The organism is Thalassobaculum litoreum DSM 18839, assembly GCF_900102465.1.
GTDB classification, from domain to species: Bacteria; Pseudomonadota; Alphaproteobacteria; order Thalassobaculales; family Thalassobaculaceae; genus Thalassobaculum; species Thalassobaculum litoreum.
Window position 1 is genome coordinate 203,940 of the sequence record NZ_FNBW01000002.1, and the last position, 18,229, is coordinate 222,168.

16 protein-coding genes are annotated in these 18,229 nt (G+C 68.9%); 5 read left to right on the forward strand and 11 right to left on the reverse strand.

Features of this window, described 5'->3' with window-relative positions; all coding sequences use genetic code 11:
- Positions 1 to 4: 4 nt before the first annotated feature.
- Together BLS34_RS04150 and bchI are read right to left on the reverse strand one after the other, a co-directional pair.
- The gene (locus tag BLS34_RS04150; protein WP_093148369.1) at positions 5 to 1,747 is read right to left on the reverse strand and encodes a magnesium chelatase subunit D; all 1,743 of its coding nucleotides are present in this window, start codon (positions 1,745 to 1,747) and stop codon (positions 5 to 7) included.
- Positions 1,732 to 2,697 (reverse strand): magnesium chelatase ATPase subunit I, encoded by a 966-nt coding sequence (gene bchI / locus BLS34_RS04155; RefSeq protein WP_342739386.1) that lies wholly within the window; start codon positions 2,695 to 2,697, stop codon positions 1,732 to 1,734. The genes BLS34_RS04150 and bchI overlap by 16 nt, the downstream gene beginning before the upstream one ends.
- 246 nt (positions 2,698 to 2,943) lie before the next feature.
- On the opposite strand from bchI, the gene BLS34_RS04160 reads away from it, so the two are divergent.
- A complete protein-coding gene (locus BLS34_RS04160; RefSeq protein WP_028793859.1) occupies positions 2,944 to 3,372 on the forward strand; it encodes a c-type cytochrome in 429 nt (142 codons plus the stop codon).
- Between the two features lie 4 nt (positions 3,373 to 3,376).
- Here BLS34_RS04160 and BLS34_RS04165 read toward each other — a convergent pair whose 3' ends face one another.
- The 5 genes from BLS34_RS04165 to BLS34_RS04185 all read right to left on the reverse strand — a co-directional run bounded on the left by BLS34_RS04165 (position 3,377) and on the right by BLS34_RS04185 (position 7,729).
- Positions 3,377 to 3,826 carry a hypothetical protein gene (locus BLS34_RS04165; protein ID WP_093148375.1) on the reverse strand — a complete coding sequence of 150 codons (450 nt, stop codon included), beginning with the start codon at positions 3,824 to 3,826 and terminating at the stop codon, positions 3,377 to 3,379.
- Complete coding sequence (locus BLS34_RS04170; RefSeq protein ID WP_093148376.1) at positions 3,823 to 4,575, reverse strand: enoyl-CoA hydratase-related protein; 753 nt, start codon at positions 4,573 to 4,575, stop codon at positions 3,823 to 3,825. The genes BLS34_RS04165 and BLS34_RS04170 overlap by 4 nt, the downstream gene beginning before the upstream one ends.
- Positions 4,572 to 5,372 (reverse strand): competence/damage-inducible protein A, encoded by an 801-nt coding sequence (locus BLS34_RS04175; RefSeq protein ID WP_028793856.1) that lies wholly within the window; start codon positions 5,370 to 5,372, stop codon positions 4,572 to 4,574. The genes BLS34_RS04170 and BLS34_RS04175 overlap by 4 nt, the downstream gene beginning before the upstream one ends.
- 99 nt (positions 5,373 to 5,471) lie before the next feature.
- Positions 5,472 to 6,239 (reverse strand): SDR family NAD(P)-dependent oxidoreductase, encoded by a 768-nt coding sequence (locus BLS34_RS04180; protein ID WP_028793855.1) that lies wholly within the window; start codon positions 6,237 to 6,239, stop codon positions 5,472 to 5,474.
- Entirely contained in the window at positions 6,236 to 7,729 is a 1,494-nt protein-coding gene (locus BLS34_RS04185; RefSeq protein ID WP_093148379.1) for an ABC transporter substrate-binding protein, read from the reverse strand. Before BLS34_RS04185 ends, BLS34_RS04180 begins: the two co-directional genes overlap by 4 nt.
- 73 nt (positions 7,730 to 7,802) lie before the next feature.
- Between BLS34_RS04185 and sfsA the strand changes: the two genes are divergently transcribed.
- The 3 genes from sfsA (at position 7,803) to radC (ending at position 10,246) form a co-directional block, all read left to right on the forward strand.
- The gene (gene sfsA / locus BLS34_RS04190) at positions 7,803 to 8,513 is read left to right on the forward strand and encodes a DNA/RNA nuclease SfsA (RefSeq protein ID WP_093148382.1); all 711 of its coding nucleotides are present in this window, start codon (positions 7,803 to 7,805) and stop codon (positions 8,511 to 8,513) included.
- Between the two features lie 70 nt (positions 8,514 to 8,583).
- Positions 8,584 to 9,387, forward strand: coding sequence for a type I methionyl aminopeptidase (map, locus tag BLS34_RS04195; protein WP_093148384.1), 804 nt, complete (start codon positions 8,584 to 8,586; stop codon positions 9,385 to 9,387).
- A 160-nt stretch (positions 9,388 to 9,547) separates the two neighbouring features.
- Entirely contained in the window at positions 9,548 to 10,246 is a 699-nt protein-coding gene (radC, locus tag BLS34_RS04200) for a RadC family protein (protein WP_093148386.1), read from the forward strand.
- Here radC and BLS34_RS04205 read toward each other — a convergent pair.
- The 4 genes from BLS34_RS04205 to BLS34_RS04220 form a co-directional block, all read right to left on the reverse strand.
- Complete coding sequence (locus BLS34_RS04205) at positions 10,243 to 11,517, reverse strand: MFS transporter (RefSeq protein ID WP_245701912.1); 1,275 nt, start codon at positions 11,515 to 11,517, stop codon at positions 10,243 to 10,245. The two genes, radC and BLS34_RS04205, sit on opposite strands and share 4 nt — an antisense overlap.
- A gap of 146 nt (positions 11,518 to 11,663) precedes the next feature.
- Positions 11,664 to 13,400, reverse strand: coding sequence for an IlvD/Edd family dehydratase (locus BLS34_RS04210; RefSeq protein ID WP_093148388.1), 1,737 nt, complete (start codon positions 13,398 to 13,400; stop codon positions 11,664 to 11,666).
- A 161-nt stretch (positions 13,401 to 13,561) separates the two neighbouring features.
- The gene (locus tag BLS34_RS04215; RefSeq protein WP_093148389.1) at positions 13,562 to 14,764 is read right to left on the reverse strand and encodes a pyridoxal phosphate-dependent aminotransferase; all 1,203 of its coding nucleotides are present in this window, start codon (positions 14,762 to 14,764) and stop codon (positions 13,562 to 13,564) included.
- A gap of 186 nt (positions 14,765 to 14,950) precedes the next feature.
- A complete protein-coding gene (locus tag BLS34_RS04220; protein ID WP_093148392.1) occupies positions 14,951 to 15,541 on the reverse strand; it encodes a hypothetical protein in 591 nt (196 codons plus the stop codon).
- 254 nt (positions 15,542 to 15,795) lie between these two features.
- Here BLS34_RS04220 and BLS34_RS04225 point away from each other — a divergent pair, with 254 nt between their 5' ends.
- A complete protein-coding gene (locus BLS34_RS04225) occupies positions 15,796 to 18,162 on the forward strand; it encodes a methyl-accepting chemotaxis protein (RefSeq protein ID WP_051244339.1) in 2,367 nt (788 codons plus the stop codon).
- The last annotated feature ends 67 nt before the right edge of the window (positions 18,163 to 18,229 follow it).

Below are 18,229 nucleotides of genomic sequence, written 5' to 3' on the forward strand. Positions count from 1 at the left end.
CGGCCTAGCCGCCGCGCGCGGCGATCACCGCCCGGGACACGGCGGCCGCATCCGCCTGGGGCAGCGGCAGGTAGAGCCCGGCCATGGCGCGGGCGAGGTCGGCCGCTTCCGGCCGGGGCCGCGGGCTGGTGTCCAGCACCAGGGCGGGCAGGCTCTCGCCGGCGATCCGCCGGGCCGCATCGGTGGCGTCACGGCTGGCGGACTCGCGGCCGGGCGCACCGTCGCGGCCGATATTCGCCCGCCCATCGGTCAGCACGACCAGGGAGGGCGACCGCCCCTCGCGCCGGATCGCCCGCGCCAGCCCCGCCGCCATGTCGAGGCCCGAGGCCAGCGGCGTGCCCCCGCCGCCGGGCAGCCCGGCTAGCATCCGCTTGGCGCGGACGAGCGAACGGGTCGGCGGCAGCAGAAGGTCGGCCGCCTCTCCACGGAACGCCAGCAACGCCACCTGATCGCGGCGCACGTAGCATTCCGCCAGCAGCAGTTCGACCGCGCCCTTGGCCTCGGCGAGGCGGTGCAGCGCCGAGGAGCCGGAGGCGTCGACCACGAACACGGTCACGCTCTCGCTGCGGTGGCGGTAGCGCACGACGCGGAAATCCTCCGGCCGGACGATGACCGCCGCTCCCTGCCGTCCGCGCAGCCGCTGCCAGGGCGCCGCCGCCCGCAGGGTGTCGGCGAGGTTCAGACGGTCGCCGCGCCGGGGATCGCCGGGCACGCTGCCCAGCGGTCGGCCGCGGCGCCGCGAGGCCGCCCCCTCGCCCCGACGCCCGGCGGTGTTTCCCGGCCGCCGCGGCACGAGACCGGCGGCCAGCCGGGCCAGAAGATCGGGCGGCAGGACGGCGCGGGCCACCTCCACCAGACGGTCACCGGCCGGGTCGCTATCGGCGTGATCGGGGGATTGGTCGGTTTCGTTCGGCGCGCTTGGCGGCGGGTCGGCATCCTCGGCGGCCGCCTCTGCCGGCTCCGCCGGCATCCGGGTCGCCCGCAAGGCGAAGACGAGCCGCACCGCTGCCTCGAGATCCGCGCCCTCGACCGTCTGCCGTCCGACCCAGGCGGCATGCGCTCGGGCGGTTCTCAGGGCGGCCACGGCCATGCGCATGGAGTCGACCCCCAGCGCCAGACCGGCGGCACAGAGGGCTTCGCGCTCCCGCTCTTCGACCCGGACTCCGGCAAGACCGCGCCGTGCCCGGTCGACGGCGTCGGGCATCGCCCCGGGATACTCATCCGGCGCGGCGGCGAGGTCGACGGCGAGCGCCAGACGGTCGAGCAGGGCGGCGGGCACCGGCTCGTCATCGTCCCGTCCCTCGTCGATCGCGACCACGGCGATCCGAGCGGGCCAGACGGCGCTGATCCCCTCGCGCTCGGCGACCACCGTCGCGGTGTCCAGCGTGGCGGCGAGCCGGGAGGCGGTGGCGCCGGTCATGCGTTCCGCCATCGGCACGATCAGCACGCCGCCGTCGCACGCCGCCAACAGGCCGCGTTCGACCACGGTCCGGCCGCTGCGCAGAGTGGCGGCGAGGTCGATCCCGCCGATCAGCCTGTCGTCGGCCACATGGATCGGCAACCGGCGCACCGGCGTCTCGTCCGGCAGGCAGGCGCGCAGGAACGCCGTCCACCCATCCAGCGCCGGCCCGATCCGCGCCCGCACCCAGATACCGCCCAATGCGGCCGGATCGACCGCGAGCAGCACCGCCGCCAGCGCGGCATCGCAGAGGGGCGGTGGCGCCGACGCGTTCACGCCGCGTAGCATTCGTCGAGCACCCGCTCGACCCGGACGCTGGCACCGACATCGTCCAGCGGGTCGCGCCGCAAGCGATGGCGCAGGGTCATGGGGGCGACCCGGCGCAGGTGATCGACGGAGGCCACCTTGGCACCCTCCAGCGCCGCCACGGCCCGGGCCGCGCGGATCAGGATCAGCTCGCCCCGCAGTCCATCGGTGCCCAGCGCCAGGCAGATCTCCGCCGCCCGCTGCACCACGCCGTCCGGCATCTCGATCTGGGAGAGCAGGCGCCGGGCGCGGACGATCTTGCGCCGGATCGCGGCTTCCTTGCCGGTCCAGGCGGCGACGAAGCCGTCCCTGTCCCGCTCGAACGCCTCGCGGCGGCGCACCACCTCCACCCGGTCCTTCAGGTCCTTCGGCGTCGTCACCTCCACCGACAGACCGAAGCGGTCGAGCAGCTGCGGGCGCAGTTCGCCCTCCTCCGGATTGCCGCTGCCCACGAGAACGAAGCGCGCCGGATGACGCACGCTCAGCCCCTCGCGCTCGACCACGTTCTCGCCGGAGGCGGCGACGTCCAGCAGCAGGTCGACCAGATGGTCCTCCAGCAGGTTGACCTCGTCGATGTACAGGAAACCGCGATGCGCGCGGGCGAGCAATCCGGGTTCGAACCGCTTCTCGCCACGGCTGAGGGCCACTTCCAGGTCAAGGGCGCCGACCACCCGGTCCTCGGTCGCACCGAGCGGCAGGTCGACCACCGGAATCGGTATCTCGCCGGTCTTCGGCCGTCCGCCCTGCTTGCCGCAGGCGTGGCCGCAGAGGTCGGCGGGCTTGGCCGGGTCGCAGTTGAAGCGGCAGCCGTCGACGACCTTCATCGTCGGCAGGAGATGGGCCAGGGCCCGGATCGCGGTCGATTTTCCCGTCCCGCGCTCGCCGAAGATCAGCACGCCGCCGACGCTCGGATCGACAGATGCAACTGTCAAGCCGAGCAGCATCTCCGACTGTCCGACGATCGCACTGAAGGGATACAAAGGCGCCATAGATTCCATGATGTCGCGTAGTGCGATTGATCACAAGCGCGGAAACCAGGGAATTTATGACGGCGGCGTTTGCGCGAGTCACACAAACGGCAGGCCTTGCCCGCCGGCGGACGTGTCGCGTAGGCTTGACACTCGAAGTCGGCGGAACAGATAGGTCGACGCGATAAATCGACTTAAGGGAGTATAATCGTGCTAGTTCGAGTATCGACTGCCGCCGCCCTCCTGATCAGTCTTGCCCTGCCCGGCGCCGCCCATGCGGCGGGCGACGCCGATGCCGGCAAGAAGCTGTTCGTGAAATGCCAGGCCTGCCATTCGCTGGCGGACGGCAAGCGCAAGGTGGGGCCGTCCCTCTACAATCTGTTCAATCGCAAGGCGGGCAGCTTCCCGGGCTTCAACCATTCCGACGACATGGCCGCCGCCGGCGACACGATCGACCCGTGGGACGCGGACCACTTCAGGCAGTACATCGTCGATCCGAACGGCTACATCGGCTCGGTGATCGGCAAGGACAAGGCGCGGACCAAGATGACCTTTCCCGGCCTGAAGAACGAGAAGGAGGCCGAGGACATCCTGGCCTATCTGCAGCCGTTCTTCGAAGGCAAGGAAGAGGGCAGGTAGACGCCTACCGGGTCATCGGGTTCAGCGGCCGGTCGGGGCAGCGCCTGTAGGTGAGCCGGGGTGCCGGCTCCAGGCGCAGCAGCACATCGGCCACCGGATCCCAATGGAACACCTGACGCGGCTCCGGCCGGGCGAAGGACAGGGTCGGCGCGATCTCGACCCGGTCGCCGGCAACGGCGTAGGTCGAGGTCCCGGCGACGCTGTCGCGCTTGCCCTGGGTCGTGCCGACATCGAGCATGGCCTTGGCGTAGGTGCCGTCGCGCAGCACCATGACCAGGGTGGCGCAGTCCACCGTGCCGCCCCGGTCCATCCCCCAGATGCCGTCGAGCGACGCCGCCGCGGCGGCCGTCCCCGGCAACAGTGCCAGCGCCAGGACCGCGGCCAGGCCGGTCGTTTTCCGCCGGATCACGTCCGCCCAGATCATTTCCGCCCAGATCGTTTCCGCCCAGCTCATTTCCGGCCGGCCATCGCCGCCGCCAGCCGGTCGCGCGGCGCGCTGGTCCGGTAGCTGTCGGCGAATTCGCGGACGCTCGCCTCCACCGCTTGCTCGATGGTCATGTCGTCCCAGGCGCGGATCAGCCGCTTCTGGGCCCGGATCGCCAGCGGGTCGGCCTCGGCGATCTCGGCGGCCAGGGCGCCGGCGCGGAACATCAGATCGTCGGCGGAGACCAGTTCCTCGACCAGCCCCCAATTGAACGCCGTCTGCGCGTCGATGGTCTCGCCGGTGAGCACCATCCTCGCCGCCTTGCCCCGGCCCATCAAACGCGGCAGCAGCGCCGCCTCGATTACCGAGGGCACCCCGATCTTCACCTCGGGCATGGAGAAATGCGCGTCGTGGGTCGCGATCCGCATGTCGCAGCCCGCCACCAGCTCCAGCCCGGCGCCGACACAGGCACCACGGATCGCGGCGATGACCGGCACCGGACAGGTCATGGCGGCGGCGATGGCCGCGTGCAGACCGCGGATGAACGAGTCGGCCGTCTCCGGCGTGAGCGCGGCCAGTTCCTTCACATCGGCGCCACCGCAGAAGCTCGGCCCTTCCCCGGACAGCACCACCACCCGCAGGTCGTCGGCATCGGCCAGGGCGAGGAACGCCGCCGTCAGCTCGGCGGCGACATCGCTGCTCATCGCATTGCGCTTGGCCGACCGGTCCAGGGTGACGCGGGCGACATGCTCGTAGCGTTCGACGCGGACGTGGCTCACGACGCGGCCTCCTCGACCCCTTTCTCCGACCCGTCGTCGATGTCGATCGGCTCGCCGCCCAGCGAGCGGACCAGCTTGCGCACCTCCTCGGTCGCCGCCTCCAGCCGGGCCTCGTCGGTGCCGCGCAGGACCAGGCTCGTGCCGAAGGCGCCGGCGCGGAAATACGGATAGCTGCCGATCTCGATATCGGGGAATCCGACCTGGATCTGGCCCAGTCCGCCGGCCACGGTGCCCTCGCCGACCGTGCAGGCCACGGTCCGCGACAGCATCTCGGCGCCGCCGGTCAGCATCGGCTTCAGCCCCTCGAACATCGCCTGCAGGATGCGCGGCACCCCGGCCATGACATGGACGTTCTTCAGGATGAACCCCGGCGCCGCCGAGACCGGATTGTCGATCAGATCGGCGCCGACCGGGATCTCCGCCATCTTCTGCCGGGCGGCGTTGAACTCCACCCCGCTGTTGGCGTAGTGCGCGGTCAGCCTGCGCATCGCCTCGGGATTGCGCTCCACCGCGGCGCCGAAGGCCTTGGCGATGCAGGCGGTGGTGATGTCGTCATGGGTCGGGCCGATGCCGCCGGAGGTGAAGACGTAGGTGTAGCGCTCCGACAGCACCGTCACCGCCTCGATGATCGCCGCCTCGTCGTCGCGCACCACGCGCACCTCCGACAGCCGGATGCCCATCGCCGTCAGTTCCTCGGCGATGTAGCCGACATTCTTGTCCTTGGTGCGCCCCGACAGGATCTCGTTGCCGATGATCAGCATGGCGGCGGTGATGGTCGGGGGCGATGGATCGGTCATTGCGGGCTCCAGGCGGACGGTAGGGCGACAGAGGATGGTGCAGCGACCCGCCGACAGCAAGGGACCAGCGCGCGCCGGCCCCGGATCGACCCGAATTGCTCAGCCGTCCTGCCGTAAGGTCGGCAGGCCGATGCCGGCCGCGTCGAAGCCGCCATCGACCGCCAGGGTCTGGCCGGTGATGTAGCTCGCCCGGTCGCTGCACAGGAAGAACACCGCGTTGGCGATCTCCTCCTCCAGCCCGTAGCGGTTCAGCGGGATCGCGTCGTGATAGTCGGCCCGGATCGCCGGGGTGTGGACCTCCTTGGCCATGGCGGTGTCGACGGGCCCGGGGGCGATCAGGTTGACCCGCACGCCGATCTCGCCGAGTTCGGTCGCCTGCTGCTTGGTCAGGTGCATGAGCGCCGCCTTCGACGTGCCGTAGGCGACCCGCAGGGTGCTGGCGCGCAGGCCGGAGATCGAGCCGATATTCACCACCGCCCCGCCGCCGGTCTCCGCCATCAGCCGGGCGGTCTCCTGTACCATCAGGAACGGGCCGTTCAGGTTGACCGCCAGCACCCGCGACCACTCGTCGTAGCTGGTGTCGAGCAGCGGCTTGAAGACGGCGATCCCGGCGTTGTTCACCACCGCGTCGATCCGCCCGAACCGCTCTATGGCGACGCCGGCGACACGGCGCACCTGCACCGGGTCGGACACGTCGCAGGCCTGGGCCACCGCGTCCCCGCTGTCGAGATCGGCCTCAGCGGCGAGCAGCGCCTCGACCTCGATATCGACCATGACGACCCGCCAGCCCTCGGCCAGGAACCGCCTGGTCACCGCCAGCCCGATACCGCGCGCCGCGCCGGTCACGATGGCCACCTTCTGCGTCATGTCCGTTCTCCCTCTCCGCCCGTAAGGGCCGGCAGCAATGTTACGTCGAGAACGCCGTCGCCGCGCACCGGGCAGGTGTCCAGCGCCACGGTGGACGCCACGCCGAGGCGATGATGATAGAGCGGCAGCCAGGCCGGGTCCGCCTGCAGGGCACGGTAGGCATCGCCGTAGAGCCGGCCCCGCGCGCCGTCCTCCACCGTCCGGCGGGCCTGGTCGAGCAGGCGCTCCACCGTCGGATTGGCATAGCCCTGCCACCAGGAGCCGGCGACCCGGCTGTCGATCTTCTCGTAGAGCACCCGGAAGGTGCTCATCGGGCTGGAGTCGAAGACGCAGAGGTCGCCGATGCGCTTGTCGCGCACCCGTTCGGCATAGGCGACGCGGTCTTCGGTCACGCGGGGCTGCAGGGTGATGCCGACCGCGGCGAGTTGCTCGCCCAGCGCGGCGGTCAGCGCCTGCGCCTCGTCGGGCAGACGGGTCGGCGTGTCCACCGTGAGAACCAGTCCCGCGCCATGCCCGGCCTCCGCCAGCAAGGCCCGCGCCGTCTGCGGATCGAACAGCCCACCCGGCGCCCCATCCCCCGGCGCCCCATCGCCCGACGGCGTCGGCGCACCGAAATGGGCGGCGCTGACGAAACCCTCCAGCCCGTCGCCGTCGCCGCCGAGCACCGTGTCGATCAGCCGGGACCGGTCGACCGCCAGCGTCAGCGCCCGCCGGACGCGGGCATCGGCGCAGGGACCGTGCGCGGCGTTCAGCAGGTAGATGATCGATGTGGGATCGGTGTACCCGGACCAGAACCGGCCCGCGCGCTCGACCGCCGCCCGCTGCGGCGACGCCCGCAACCGGGTCGCCAGGGCGGCCTGTCCCGACGCGACGGCCGCCGCCCGCCGATCCGCGTCCGGCTCGCAGCGGAAGACCAGTCCGGCGTTCTCGACCGGCCCGCCCCACCAGTGCGGATTGGCGACCAACCGGACCTCCTCGCCCGGACGCGACGACTCGACCCGGTAGGCGCCGGTGCCGATCGGGGTTCGCCGGAAGTCCGGGTCGTCCACCTCCGGCGGGACGGCATAGGCGGAGGCGAGAATGTCCAGCAGATCGGCCAGTGGCTCCGTGGCGGTGATCGAGACCGTCCGCGCATCGACCGCCTGGATCGCCGCACCCGCGAGGTACTGGCCCCAAACCGCCGGCGCGCCCAGGGTGGCCCCAACATCCGGCCGCTTCATCCGCGCGATGGAGGCCGCCATGGCGACGGCATCCAGCGGACGTCCGTCATGGAATGTCAGCGCCGCGCGGAGCGTCAGGGTCCACGTGCGGGCGTCATCGGAGACGGTCCAGCTCTCGGCCAGCGCCGGCGCGTAGCCCCCGTCGGCCCGCCGGCGGACCGGGGCATCGAACACCGCCTCCAACAGGGCGAGGGCATCGCCGCTGTCGGTGCAGTCGTGCGGGTCGCGGAGGTCGACGGAGGCCTGCAGGATCACGGCATGGTCGGTCATCGTTCCGTCTAACCACGAACCGCCGCGGGGCGGAAGGGATGACATCGACCCGGCGCCCGGCTAGCGTCCGGCGATGGACCTGCCCACTCCCCTGCACGAAGGCCGCCTGATCAGGCGCTACAAGCGCTTCCTCGCCGATATCGATCTCGACGGCGCGGTGGTGACCGCCCATTGCCCGAACCCGGGTGCGATGACCGGCCTGAAGGATCCCGGCCTGCGGGTCTGGCTGTCGCGCTCGCCCGATCCCAAGCGCAAGCTGCCCTACACCCTGGAGCTGGTCGAGACCGAAGGCGGGCTGGTCGGCATCCATACCGGGCGGCCGAACGCCATCGTCGCCGAGGCAATCGCCGCCGGGCTGATCCCAGAGCTGGCCGGCTACGAGACCCTGCGCCGCGAGGTGAAGTACGGGGTGAACAGCCGCATCGACATGCTGCTGGAAGCTCCGGGCCGGCCGCCCTGCTATGTGGAAGTGAAGAACGTGCATCTGGTCCGCCCGGACGGCCCCAATCCCGGCGCCCACGAGTTTCCCGACAGCGTGACCGCGCGCGGGGCGAAGCACCTGGACGAGCTGGCGGCCATGGTCGCGGCGGGACACCGGGCGGTGATGCTGTTCTGCATCCAGCGCATGGACGGCGACCGCCTGACCCTGGCCCGCGACATCGACCCGAAATACGGCCTCGCCTTCGACCGGGCCCGCGCCGCCGGGGTGGAGGCGCTGGCCTGGGAATGCGACGTGACGCTGGGCCGCGTGGTGCTGAACCGCCCGGTGCCGGTGGCGGAATAAGCCCCGAACCTTGACCTTCCCGCCCGGTGGCAGCAGATTGCAGCCACGTTACGAAGCAAGGAAGATCGCGATGCAGCAGCTCGCCGAAGCGCGCCAGATCGTGCGCCATGGGCCTGAGGATTTCGAGGGTATGCGCAAGGCCGGACGCCTCGCGGCCGAGATCCTCGACATGATCACCGACCATGTCGCCCCTGGCGTGACCACCGACGAGCTGGACCGGCTCTGCCACGAGATGACGCTGGCCAATGGCGCCACCCCGGCGCCGCTCGGCTACAAGGGCTTCCCGAAGTCGATCTGCACCTCCATCAACCACGTGGTCTGTCACGGCATTCCGGGCGACCGCAAGCTGGTGGAAGGCGAGATCGTCAACATCGACGTGACCGTGATCCTCGACGGCTGGCACGGCGACAGCAGCCGCATGTACCTCGTCGGCGACAAGATCCCGGTGAAGGCCAAGCGGCTGGTGGAGGTGACCTACGACGCCATGATGCTGGGCATCGAGGTGATCCGTCCGGGCGTGCATCTGGGCGCCATCGGCCACCGCATCCAGACCTTCGCCGAGGGGCAGCGCTTCTCGGTGGTGCGCGACTTCTGCGGGCATGGCCTGGGCCGCACCTTCCACGCGCCGCCGAGCGTGCTGCATTACGGCCACCCGACCGACGGCCCGATGCTGGAGCCGGGCATGTTCTTCACCGTCGAGCCGATGATCAATGCCGGCAAGTTCGCGGTGAAGATCCTGGAGGACGGCTGGACGGCGGTGACCCGCGACCGGTCGCTGTCGGCCCAGTTCGAGCACTCGATCGGCGTGACCGAGACCGGGTTCGAGATCTTCACCCTGTCGCCCAAGGGCTATACCAAGCCGCCGTACATTTGAGAAATCCCCCGTCGTCCCGACGCACGTCAGGACCGAGCTGCGGGCGTTCGAGTCGTCATCCTGACGTGCGTCAGGATGACGGGGGAAGGCTGAGTGCCGTCCCATTCCGCCCCCGCCCCTTCCATAGCCCGGCCGTGACCGCGAGCCAGGGAGGTCGGGCGTGTATGACGGGTTGGGCGAAGTGCAGGATCCCGGGCCGGAGGGCCACCGGCAACGGTTACGCAGGCGGTTCCTCGCCGCCGGGGCGGATGCGCTTGCGGATTACGAACTCATCGAACTTCTGCTGTTCCTGGCCAAGCCGCGCGGTGACGTCAAACCGCTGGCCAAGCGGCTGATCGCCCGGTTCGGGTCCTTCGCCGAGACGATCAGCGCCGAGCCTCGGGAACTGGCGAAGGTGGACGGCATGGGCGAGGCCTCGGTCGCCGCGCTGAAGACCGCCAAGGCGGCGGCCGACCGGCTGCTGGGCGAACCGCTGCTGAAACGGCCGGTGCTGTCAGGCTGGAAACAGCTTCTCGACTACTGTCACGCCGCCATGGCGCACGAGCCGGTGGAGGTCGTGCGCGTGCTCTATCTCGACAAACGCAACCAGCTGATCCAGGACGAGATGCAGGGCCGCGGCACCATCGACCACACCCCGCTCTATCCGCGCGAGGTGGTGAAGCGGGCGCTGGACCTGGGCGCGTCGGCGCTGATCGTGGTGCACAACCACCCCACGGGCGACCCGACGCCGTCCCAGGCGGACATCTCAACCACGGCTCAACTCAAGGAGGCCGCGGCGACCCTGGGCATCGTGCTGCACGACCACCTGATCGTCGCCCGGCACGGCCATGCCAGCTTCCGCGCGAAGGGGTTGCTTTAGGACTCGACCGACTTGCCGTGGGTTTCGCGCACCACCAGGGCGACCAGCAGACCGAAAACGCCGATCACCGGCAGGACCAGGAAGGCGCGCTCATAGGCGGCCGCGGTGTAGACCCGGGCACCCTCCAGCATCGTGCCGTCCCAGGCGAGGTCGAGCACCCAGCCGAGCAGCGGCTGCAGCACGGCACCGGAGCCGACCACGCACCCGTTGATGATCCCGATCGTGGCCCCGGCCGCCCAGAGCGGCGTGTTCTCGCGGCCGACCGAGAAGGACAGCACCATGGAGGAGGCCCCCAGCCCCTGCACGATCAACGCAGCGGCCAGGGTGACGTCGCTGACATGGGGCAGGTAGACGGCCGCGGCGATGCCGGCGGTGGACAGGATCGCGCCGAGGATCATGAAGGGCTTGCGCCGGCGATAGCGGTCGGCGAGCCAGCCGAACAGCGGCGCGCCCACGCCCCAGCCGATGAACAGGCAGCTCACCAGCAGCGCGGCTTCGGCCTTGGGATGGTCGTAGGCCTGCATGACATAGGGCACGCCCCAGAGGCCGCCGAAGGCCAGCATGGCGCTGGTCATGGCCAGCCCGAACATGGCCGCCAGCCAGACCTGGCCGCTGCCCGCCGCCCGCTTCAGCCCGGCCAGCAGGCGCGGCCGCGGCGCCGCACCGTCGACACGCGGACGGTCGCGCAGGATGAAGCCGCAGGCGATCGCCAGGGCGGCGCCGAACACGGCGACCACCAGCATCATCGGCCGCCAGCCGAACGCCTCCACCGCCGCGCCGAGGGGCGCCTGACCGGTGATGCCGCCGATCACGCCGAGCATCTGGGCGCCGCCGCTGAGCGTGGCGAAGCGGTGGGCCGGCATCCAGATCGCCGCATAGTTCAGGGCGCCGGCGAAGCTGAAGGCGCAGCCGAAGCCGATCAGCATCCGGCCGAGATAGGCCATCCACAGGGTCTCGGCCCCGGCGAAGACGAAGCTGCCGACCGCCACCAGGCCGACGGCCACGGTGATCAGCCGGCGCGGCCCGAAGCGGTCGAGCATCACCCCGACCGGGATCTGCGAGCCGGCATAGGCGTAGTAGTAGAAGGCCGAGAGATTCCCCACCAACGCCCCGCCGACCGCGAAGTCGCGCATCAGCTCGTCGACCATGACCGAGGGCGCGACCCGCTGGACGAAGGCGTAGAAGAAGAACAGCGCGCACAGGAACCAGCCGATCCCGAGCAGGGTGCGGGAGGGCATGGCGGTGGATGGCGGAACGGCGGTCTGGCTCATGACGGAGGGGGACTCGTTCTTGGGGCGGGCCCCAGGGTCAGGGCAACAACAAAGGCCGAAGCGAACCCCGTCCGCTCCGGCCCTTCTCTTGTCTAGGCCCCGGCGCAACGCCGGGGAAGGGGAAGTTTATTAAATGCGCGCCCGCCTCAATGGCTCTCGCGCATCAGCGGGGTGCCGGAATTGCCGACCAGGAAGTCCAGATCCGCGCCCTTGTCCGCCTGGTTGACGGTCTCGACATAGAGCTTGGAATAGCCGCGGTCGTACGGGCTCTTGAAGGCCGCCCGGGTGGCCCGGCGCTTCTCCAGCTCGGCGTCCGACACGTCCAGGTGCAGGCGACGGTTCGGCACATCGACCTCGATCATGTCGCCGCTCTGCACCAGGGACAGCGGTCCGCCGGCCGCCGCCTCGGGCGCGCCGTGCAGGATCACCGTGCCGTAGGCGGTGCCGGACATGCGGGCGTCGGAGATGCGGATCATGTCGGTGATGCCCTTGCGCAGCACCTTCGGCGGCAGACCCATGTTGCCGACCTCCGCCATGCCCGGATAGCCGATCGGACCGCAGTTCTTCAGCACCATGATGCAGGTCTCGTCGATATCGAGATCCTCGTCGTCGATCCGCGCCTTGTAGTCGTCGATATCCTCGAACACCACGGCCCGGCCGGTATGCACCATCAGCTCCGGCGTTGCGGCCGACGGCTTCAGGATGGCGCCGTCTGGCGTGATGTTGCCGCGCAGGACCGCGATGCCGCCATTCGGCTTGAACGGTTCCTTCAGCGGGAAGATGACGTCACGGTTGTAGCATTCCGCGTCCTTCACGTTCTCCCAGATGGTCTTGCCGTTGGCGGTGATCGCGTCCTTGTGCAGGGAGTCGCCGATCTCCCGCAGCACCGCCGGCAGGCCGCCGGCGTAATAGAAATCCTCCATCAGGTGCTCGCCCGACGGCATCAGGTTGACCAGGCAGGGCATGTCCTTGCCCAGCCGGTCCCAGTCGTCGAGGCCGATGTCGACGCCGAGGCGGCCGGCAATGGCCTGCAGATGGATGACCGCGTTGGTCGATCCGCCGATGGCACCGTTGGTCACCATCGCGTTCTCAAAGGCGTCCTTGGTCAGGATCTTCGACAGGCGCAGATCCTCGATCACCATGTCGACGATGCGCTTGCCGGACATGTGGGCCAGCACGTAGCGGCGGCTGTCCACCGCCGGGATCCCGGCGTTGGCCGGCAGGGACACGCCCAGGCTCTCCACCATCGACGCCATGGTCGAGGCGGTACCCATGGTCATGCAGTGGCCGGCGGAGCGGTGGTTGTCCTGCTCCGCGCTCATGAAGGCTTCGATCGACATCTCGCCGGCGCGGACGGCCTCGGAGAACTTCCAGACATGGGTGCCGGAGCCGATCTTCTCGCCCTTGTAATAGCCGTTGAGCATCGGGCCGCCGGATACGCAGATGGTCGGCAGATCGCAGCTCGACGCGCCCATCAGCAGGGCCGGCGTGGTCTTGTCGCAGCCGACCAGCAGCACCACGCCGTCCATCGGCAGGCCTCGGATCGCCTCCTCCACGTCCATGGACGCGAGATTGCGGTACAGCATCGAGGTCGGCCGCAGCTGGCTCTCGGAATTGGAGAAGACCGGGAATTCGAGCGGGAAGCCGCCCGCCTCCCACACGCCACGCTTCACATGCTCGCAGATCTTGCGGAAATGGCCGTGGCAGGGATTGAACTCGCTGAACGTGTTGGCGATGCCGATGATCGGCCGGCCATCGAAGACCTCGGCCGGAAAGCCCTGGTTCTTCATCCAGGACCGGTGGGCATACCCGTCCTTGTCGATCTTGCCATACCACTGTGACGAGCGGCGTTTGCCCTTCATGGGATCGGGACGGTCGGTCATCGCGCATTTCCTCCGGTCGAGCGAGAGCGCCGGCCCTTTTTGATGGAATTCTTGGAGGCCGGCGAGCGGAAGGGTGCGCTGTGTCGGGCGCCTGGGTCAAGGCAGGCAAACGCCGGCGCGAGAGACCCGCGCCGGCGCCAGGAATGCGACAGTTGTAGAGCTCAGCTCAGCGAGCCGCAGAACCGCTGGATACGCTCGCAGGCTTCCTCAAGCACCTTGGTCGAGGTGGCGTAGGAGATCCGGAAATGCGGGCTCAGGCCGAAGGCCTCGCCCTGCACGGCGGCCACGCCCTCGCTCTCCAGCAGCGCGGTGACGAAGTCGCTGTCGCTCTCGATCACCTTGCCGTCCGGCGTCTTCTTGCCGATGCAGCCCTTCACCGACGGGTAGACATAGAACGCGCCGTCCGGGGTCGGGCAGGTGATGCCGGCCGCCTGGTTCAGCATGGAGACCACCAGGTCTCGGCGCTCCTTGAAGACCTTGTTGTTCTCGGCGATGAAGCCGTGATCGCCGGTCAGCGCCGCCACGGAGGCCGCCTGGCTGACCGAGCACGGGTTGGAGGTCGACTGCGACTGGATGTCGGTCATCGCCTTGATCAGGTGCGCCGGGCCGCCGGCGAAGCCGATGCGCCAGCCGGTCATGCAATAGGCCTTGGACACGCCGTTGACCGTCAGGGTGCGGTCGTAGAGGCCGGGCTCGACCTGGGCCGGGGTGCAGAACTCGAAATCGTCGTAGACGAGATGCTCGTACATGTCGTCGGTCATCACCCAGACATGCGGATGCTTCATCAGCACGTCGGTGATCTTCTTCATGTCCGCGCGGGTATAGCCGGCGCCGGTCGGGTTGGACGGGGAGTTCAGCACCACCCATTTGGTCTTCGGGGTGATCGCCTTCTCGAGGTCCTCCGGCTGCAGCTTGAAACCCTGTTCCTGCGGGCAGTCGATGAAGACCGGCTTGCCCTCGGCCAGGATCGCCATGTCCGGATAGCTGACCCAATAGGGAGCGGGGATGATGACCTCGTCGCCCGGATCCAGGGTCGCCATGAAGGCGTTGTACAGGACCTGCTTGCCGCCGGTGCCGACGACGATCTGGTTGCGGGCGTACTCAAGCCCGTTGTCGCGCTTGAACTTCAGCGCGATGGCGTCCTTCAGCTCCGGCGTGCCGCCGACGGCGGTGTATTTGGTGTTGTTGTTGTCGATCGCCGCCTTACCGGCATCCTTGATGTGCTGGGGCGTGGGGAAATCCGGCTCGCCGGCGCCCAGGCCGATCACGTCGTGACCCGCCGCTTTCAGTTCCATGGCCTTGGTGCTGACGGCGATCGTCGGCGACGGCTTCACGCGGCTCAGCCGCTCGGCAAGGATGCCCATCTCTCGAAAACTCCCAGGAATTCGCGGTTCGCGGAATGCCGGGCACGCTACGCCCGACCTATTCGCAAAGCAAGGTAGCCGGGCGTCCCGGAGACAAAAAAACGGGCCGGTTGGGAAACCGGCCCGAGGGAGCACCCGGGAGGGATCGGGGAGACGCCTCTCCCCGTCGGGCATGCGTCGCTGCGTTCAGTCCAGTTTCTCGACGTTGATGCCGATGGTGATGGCGCCGATCGCCTGGCCGGTCGCCGGATCGGCGATGGTGGCGTTGACCTGGCTCTGGAACTGGCCGCTGGAATCGTCGAACTCGACCTCGTCGATGAAGACCGCGTCCGGACCCACCGGATAGGTCTTCTGCCACTTGTCCTCGTCACCCTGCATGTAGTCGGAGGTGACGTCGCTCTGACCCACGTTCAGGCCCTTTGCGTCCATGACGAAGACTTCCGAATACAGGCCGTCGGAAGCGGCCTTCTTCTTCTTGAGGAAGGCGGAGAGCTTGCCGGCGAGCACCTTGTCGATCAGCGGCCCGCTGCCGGCTTCGGCCTCGGCGCGCCACTGCTTGTCGAGGGCATCGATCTCGGCCTCCGAGAGGCCGGCGGTCTCGGCGTTCTGCGCCTTCACGGCCTCGATGACCGTCGGATCGCTCAACCAGGGCCTCACCTGTTTGCTCAGAACGTCAGTAATCTGCGATGCGAAATCATTGGCGGACGCTGCTCCGGCACTAAAGGCCACGACCGTCGCCACCACACCCAGCGCTTTCAGATATCGACCCAAGGTCATCTAGGTTTCTCCCTTATCTCTTTATTTCGCCTGCCACATTCTCTGACGGGCTGTCAGCGGACGTAGCTTCGAGACGGACAAAGGAACACTCGTTTCCATGGAAGCCCGACTTCACTTCCGAAACTGCACTCAAAGGTATTAATAAAAACTAAAAGCCCCGAAAGAGTGAGACAGAAAAGCAATATACTTTAATAAACGTCTTCTTAACGATACGCGAATACCGTTAACCGTCGCACAGCGTGAAGGGGCATCACATGCGCATTGGATTTCGGATCGGAGCAGGTTTCGCTGGGGTCGTCGCATTAACCCTAGTTCTCGGCGCCACGGGGTGGCTGGCACTGGAGCGGTATTCCGACCAGGTCTCCCAGGCGGACCGGGTCGCCGACATCCAGCGACTGATCCGAAGCGCGCAGATCTCGGCCAGCGCCTATCGCCTGTCCGGGGAGCAGGCCGCGCGGGACGCGACGCTTGCCCATCTGGAGCAGGCGGCCGCCCTGGCTGAGGCCGTCGGCGAGCAGGACACGGCGGGGACAATCCTTGAATACCGCCGGCAGTTCGACACCCTGGTCGCCGCCCGCGCAAGCGCCGACCAGCTGATCGCCGAGATCCAGTCGAACAATGTCGAGTTCGAGCGGGTGGCCACCAATATCCGCCGGGATCAGGACAACCGCCGCACCGCGCTGAGCACGCAGCGCGACGCCGCCCTGGCCGAGCAGAACGAGAAGCTGCAGATCGAGGAACTGACCCGCACGCTGATCATGGCGACGCTGAGCGCACGCCGCGACGAGGCGGTCTATCTGCGGACCCGGTCCGCGGAGGACGCCGCCGCCGCGCGGGAGGGCACCAAGGACATGTTCCTGACGGCGATCAAACTGAAAAAGCTCACCGCAGGGACCGACGACGAGAAGCCCGTGGCCCTGCTGGCCGCGGCGGTCGGCGGGTACCGCAAGGCATTGGAGGCGATGTTCGCCGCCGTCGAGGCGGGTCAGGACGAAACGGAGGTCGTCGCCGAACTCGAGAGCGTGTCGAAGAAGATCAACGCCTTCGCGACCGCCCTGGCCCGCAAGGAGACCGCCGCCTATGCAAAGGCCCGTGCCGCGGCCCAGGCGGCGACGGCGGAGGCCCAGGCGGCGTCCGACATCGCCACCCAGGCCGCCGATCTGCTGACGGCGGTCAAGAAGATCGACGCGAACACCAAAGAGGTTGTCGCCGCCAACGGCCAAGGTGCCGCTGCCATGGCGCAGGTCTTCGCCTTCGGAGCCCTCGAGAACACCATTCGCGCCCTCGCCGGCAGCCTGCCGGAAGGATCGTCCATCGATCAGTTCAGCGACATGGTGGTCACCGCGAAGAAGAAATTCGACACCCTGGTGACCGCCCTGCAGACTCGGACGGCGGCGGCCGAGGAGATGACGGCCGCGGCCGCGGCCGTGGCCGAGCAGGTCGAGGCCAGCGTCGCCGCCTCCATCGTCACCCGCACCGACGACAAGCTGCTGTCGACCCTGCTGATCCTGGCCGGAACCGCCGCGGCCGCGGTGCTGGCCGTGATCCTGGCCCTGTTCCTGGGTCGCGGGATCACCAGTCCGCTACGGGCGATCACCCAGGCCATGGAGCGGTTGGCGGATAACGACCTGGACGTCGAGATCCCCGGCGTGAACCGCAAGGACGAGATCGCCGACATCGCGCGCTGCGTGCAGGTGTTCAAGGACAACGCCCAGCGGGTCCGGCGCCTGGAGCAGGAGCAGGAAGAGGCGGACGCCCGCGCCGAGGCCGAGAAGCGCCGGTCGCTGGAAGCCCTGGCCGCGAGCTTCGAGCAGTCCGTGGGCACGCTGGTGGCGGGCCTGACCGCCCAGGTGGCGGATGTCCGCGCCCGGGCGGAGGCCATGGCCACGTCCTCGAACGCCTCGCTGTCGCGCGCCGATGCGGTGGCGGCGTCTTCCGAGCAGTCGACCGCCAACGTGCAGGCCGTCTCCGAGGCGGCCGACGAACTGGCCGCCGCCTCCTCGGAGATCGGGTCCCAGGTGGCCCGCGCCGCCGAGATGGCCCGGGGCGCGAGCACCCAGGCCGGCATCGGCAACGAGCGGATCGCCGCCCTGGCGGAGACCGCGACCCGGATCGGTGCGGTGATCGCCCTGATTCAGGAGATCGCCGAACAGACCAACCTGCTGGCCCTCAATGCCACGATCGAGGCGGCGCGCGCCGGCGATGCCGGCAAGGGATTCGCGGTCGTCGCCTCGGAGGTGAAGAACCTCGCCACCCAGACCGCCAAGGCGACCGACGATATTCGCCAGCAGATCGAGCAGATGCAGGGCGCCAGCGGCGAGGCCGTCAAGGCGATCGACACCGTCGCCCGGGCGGTCGCCGGGCTGGACGACATGAACGCCGCCGTGGCCGCGGCCGTCGAGGAACAGGCGGCGACCACCTCGACAATCGCCGGCAACAGCCAGGAGGCCGCGGCTCAGACCTCCAAGGTCTCTTCCGAGATCGCCGAAGTCAGCGAAGCGTCGCGCGAAACCGGACAGAGCGCCGGTGAGGTTCTCAGCACCTGCAATGTCCTGGAGGCCGAAATGCAAACCCTGGAACGAGAGGTGTCCGGCTTCCTGCAGCGCATCCGATCAAGTTGAGGTAAATTCGCCCCAATTACTTGACGAATCATGCCCGACATCGTGAAATTGTCTTCTCTGCGGCGAT

Coding starts and splice junctions, on each gene's coding strand:
- BLS34_RS04150 (WP_093148369.1), bottom strand. CDS start 1,747: ATGCTACGCGGCGTGAACGCGTCGGCGCCACCGCCCCTCTGCGATGCC.
- BLS34_RS04165 (WP_093148375.1), bottom strand. CDS start 3,826: ATGAGCTGGGCGGAAACGATCTGGGCGGAAATGATCTGGGCGGACGTG.
- BLS34_RS04175 (WP_028793856.1), bottom strand. CDS start 5,372: ATGACCGATCCATCGCCCCCGACCATCACCGCCGCCATGCTGATCATC.
- BLS34_RS04180 (WP_028793855.1), bottom strand. CDS start 6,239: ATGACGCAGAAGGTGGCCATCGTGACCGGCGCGGCGCGCGGTATCGGG.
- BLS34_RS04185 (WP_093148379.1), bottom strand. CDS start 7,729: ATGACCGACCATGCCGTGATCCTGCAGGCCTCCGTCGACCTCCGCGAC.
- sfsA (WP_093148382.1), top strand. CDS start 7,803: ATGGACCTGCCCACTCCCCTGCACGAAGGCCGCCTGATCAGGCGCTAC.
- map (WP_093148384.1), top strand. CDS start 8,584: ATGCAGCAGCTCGCCGAAGCGCGCCAGATCGTGCGCCATGGGCCTGAG.
- BLS34_RS04205 (WP_245701912.1), bottom strand. CDS start 11,517: ATGAGCCAGACCGCCGTTCCGCCATCCACCGCCATGCCCTCCCGCACC.
- BLS34_RS04210 (WP_093148388.1), bottom strand. CDS start 13,400: ATGACCGACCGTCCCGATCCCATGAAGGGCAAACGCCGCTCGTCACAG.
- BLS34_RS04215 (WP_093148389.1), bottom strand. CDS start 14,764: ATGGGCATCCTTGCCGAGCGGCTGAGCCGCGTGAAGCCGTCGCCGACG.
- BLS34_RS04220 (WP_093148392.1), bottom strand. CDS start 15,541: ATGACCTTGGGTCGATATCTGAAAGCGCTGGGTGTGGTGGCGACGGTC.
- BLS34_RS04225 (WP_051244339.1), top strand. CDS start 15,796: ATGCGCATTGGATTTCGGATCGGAGCAGGTTTCGCTGGGGTCGTCGCA.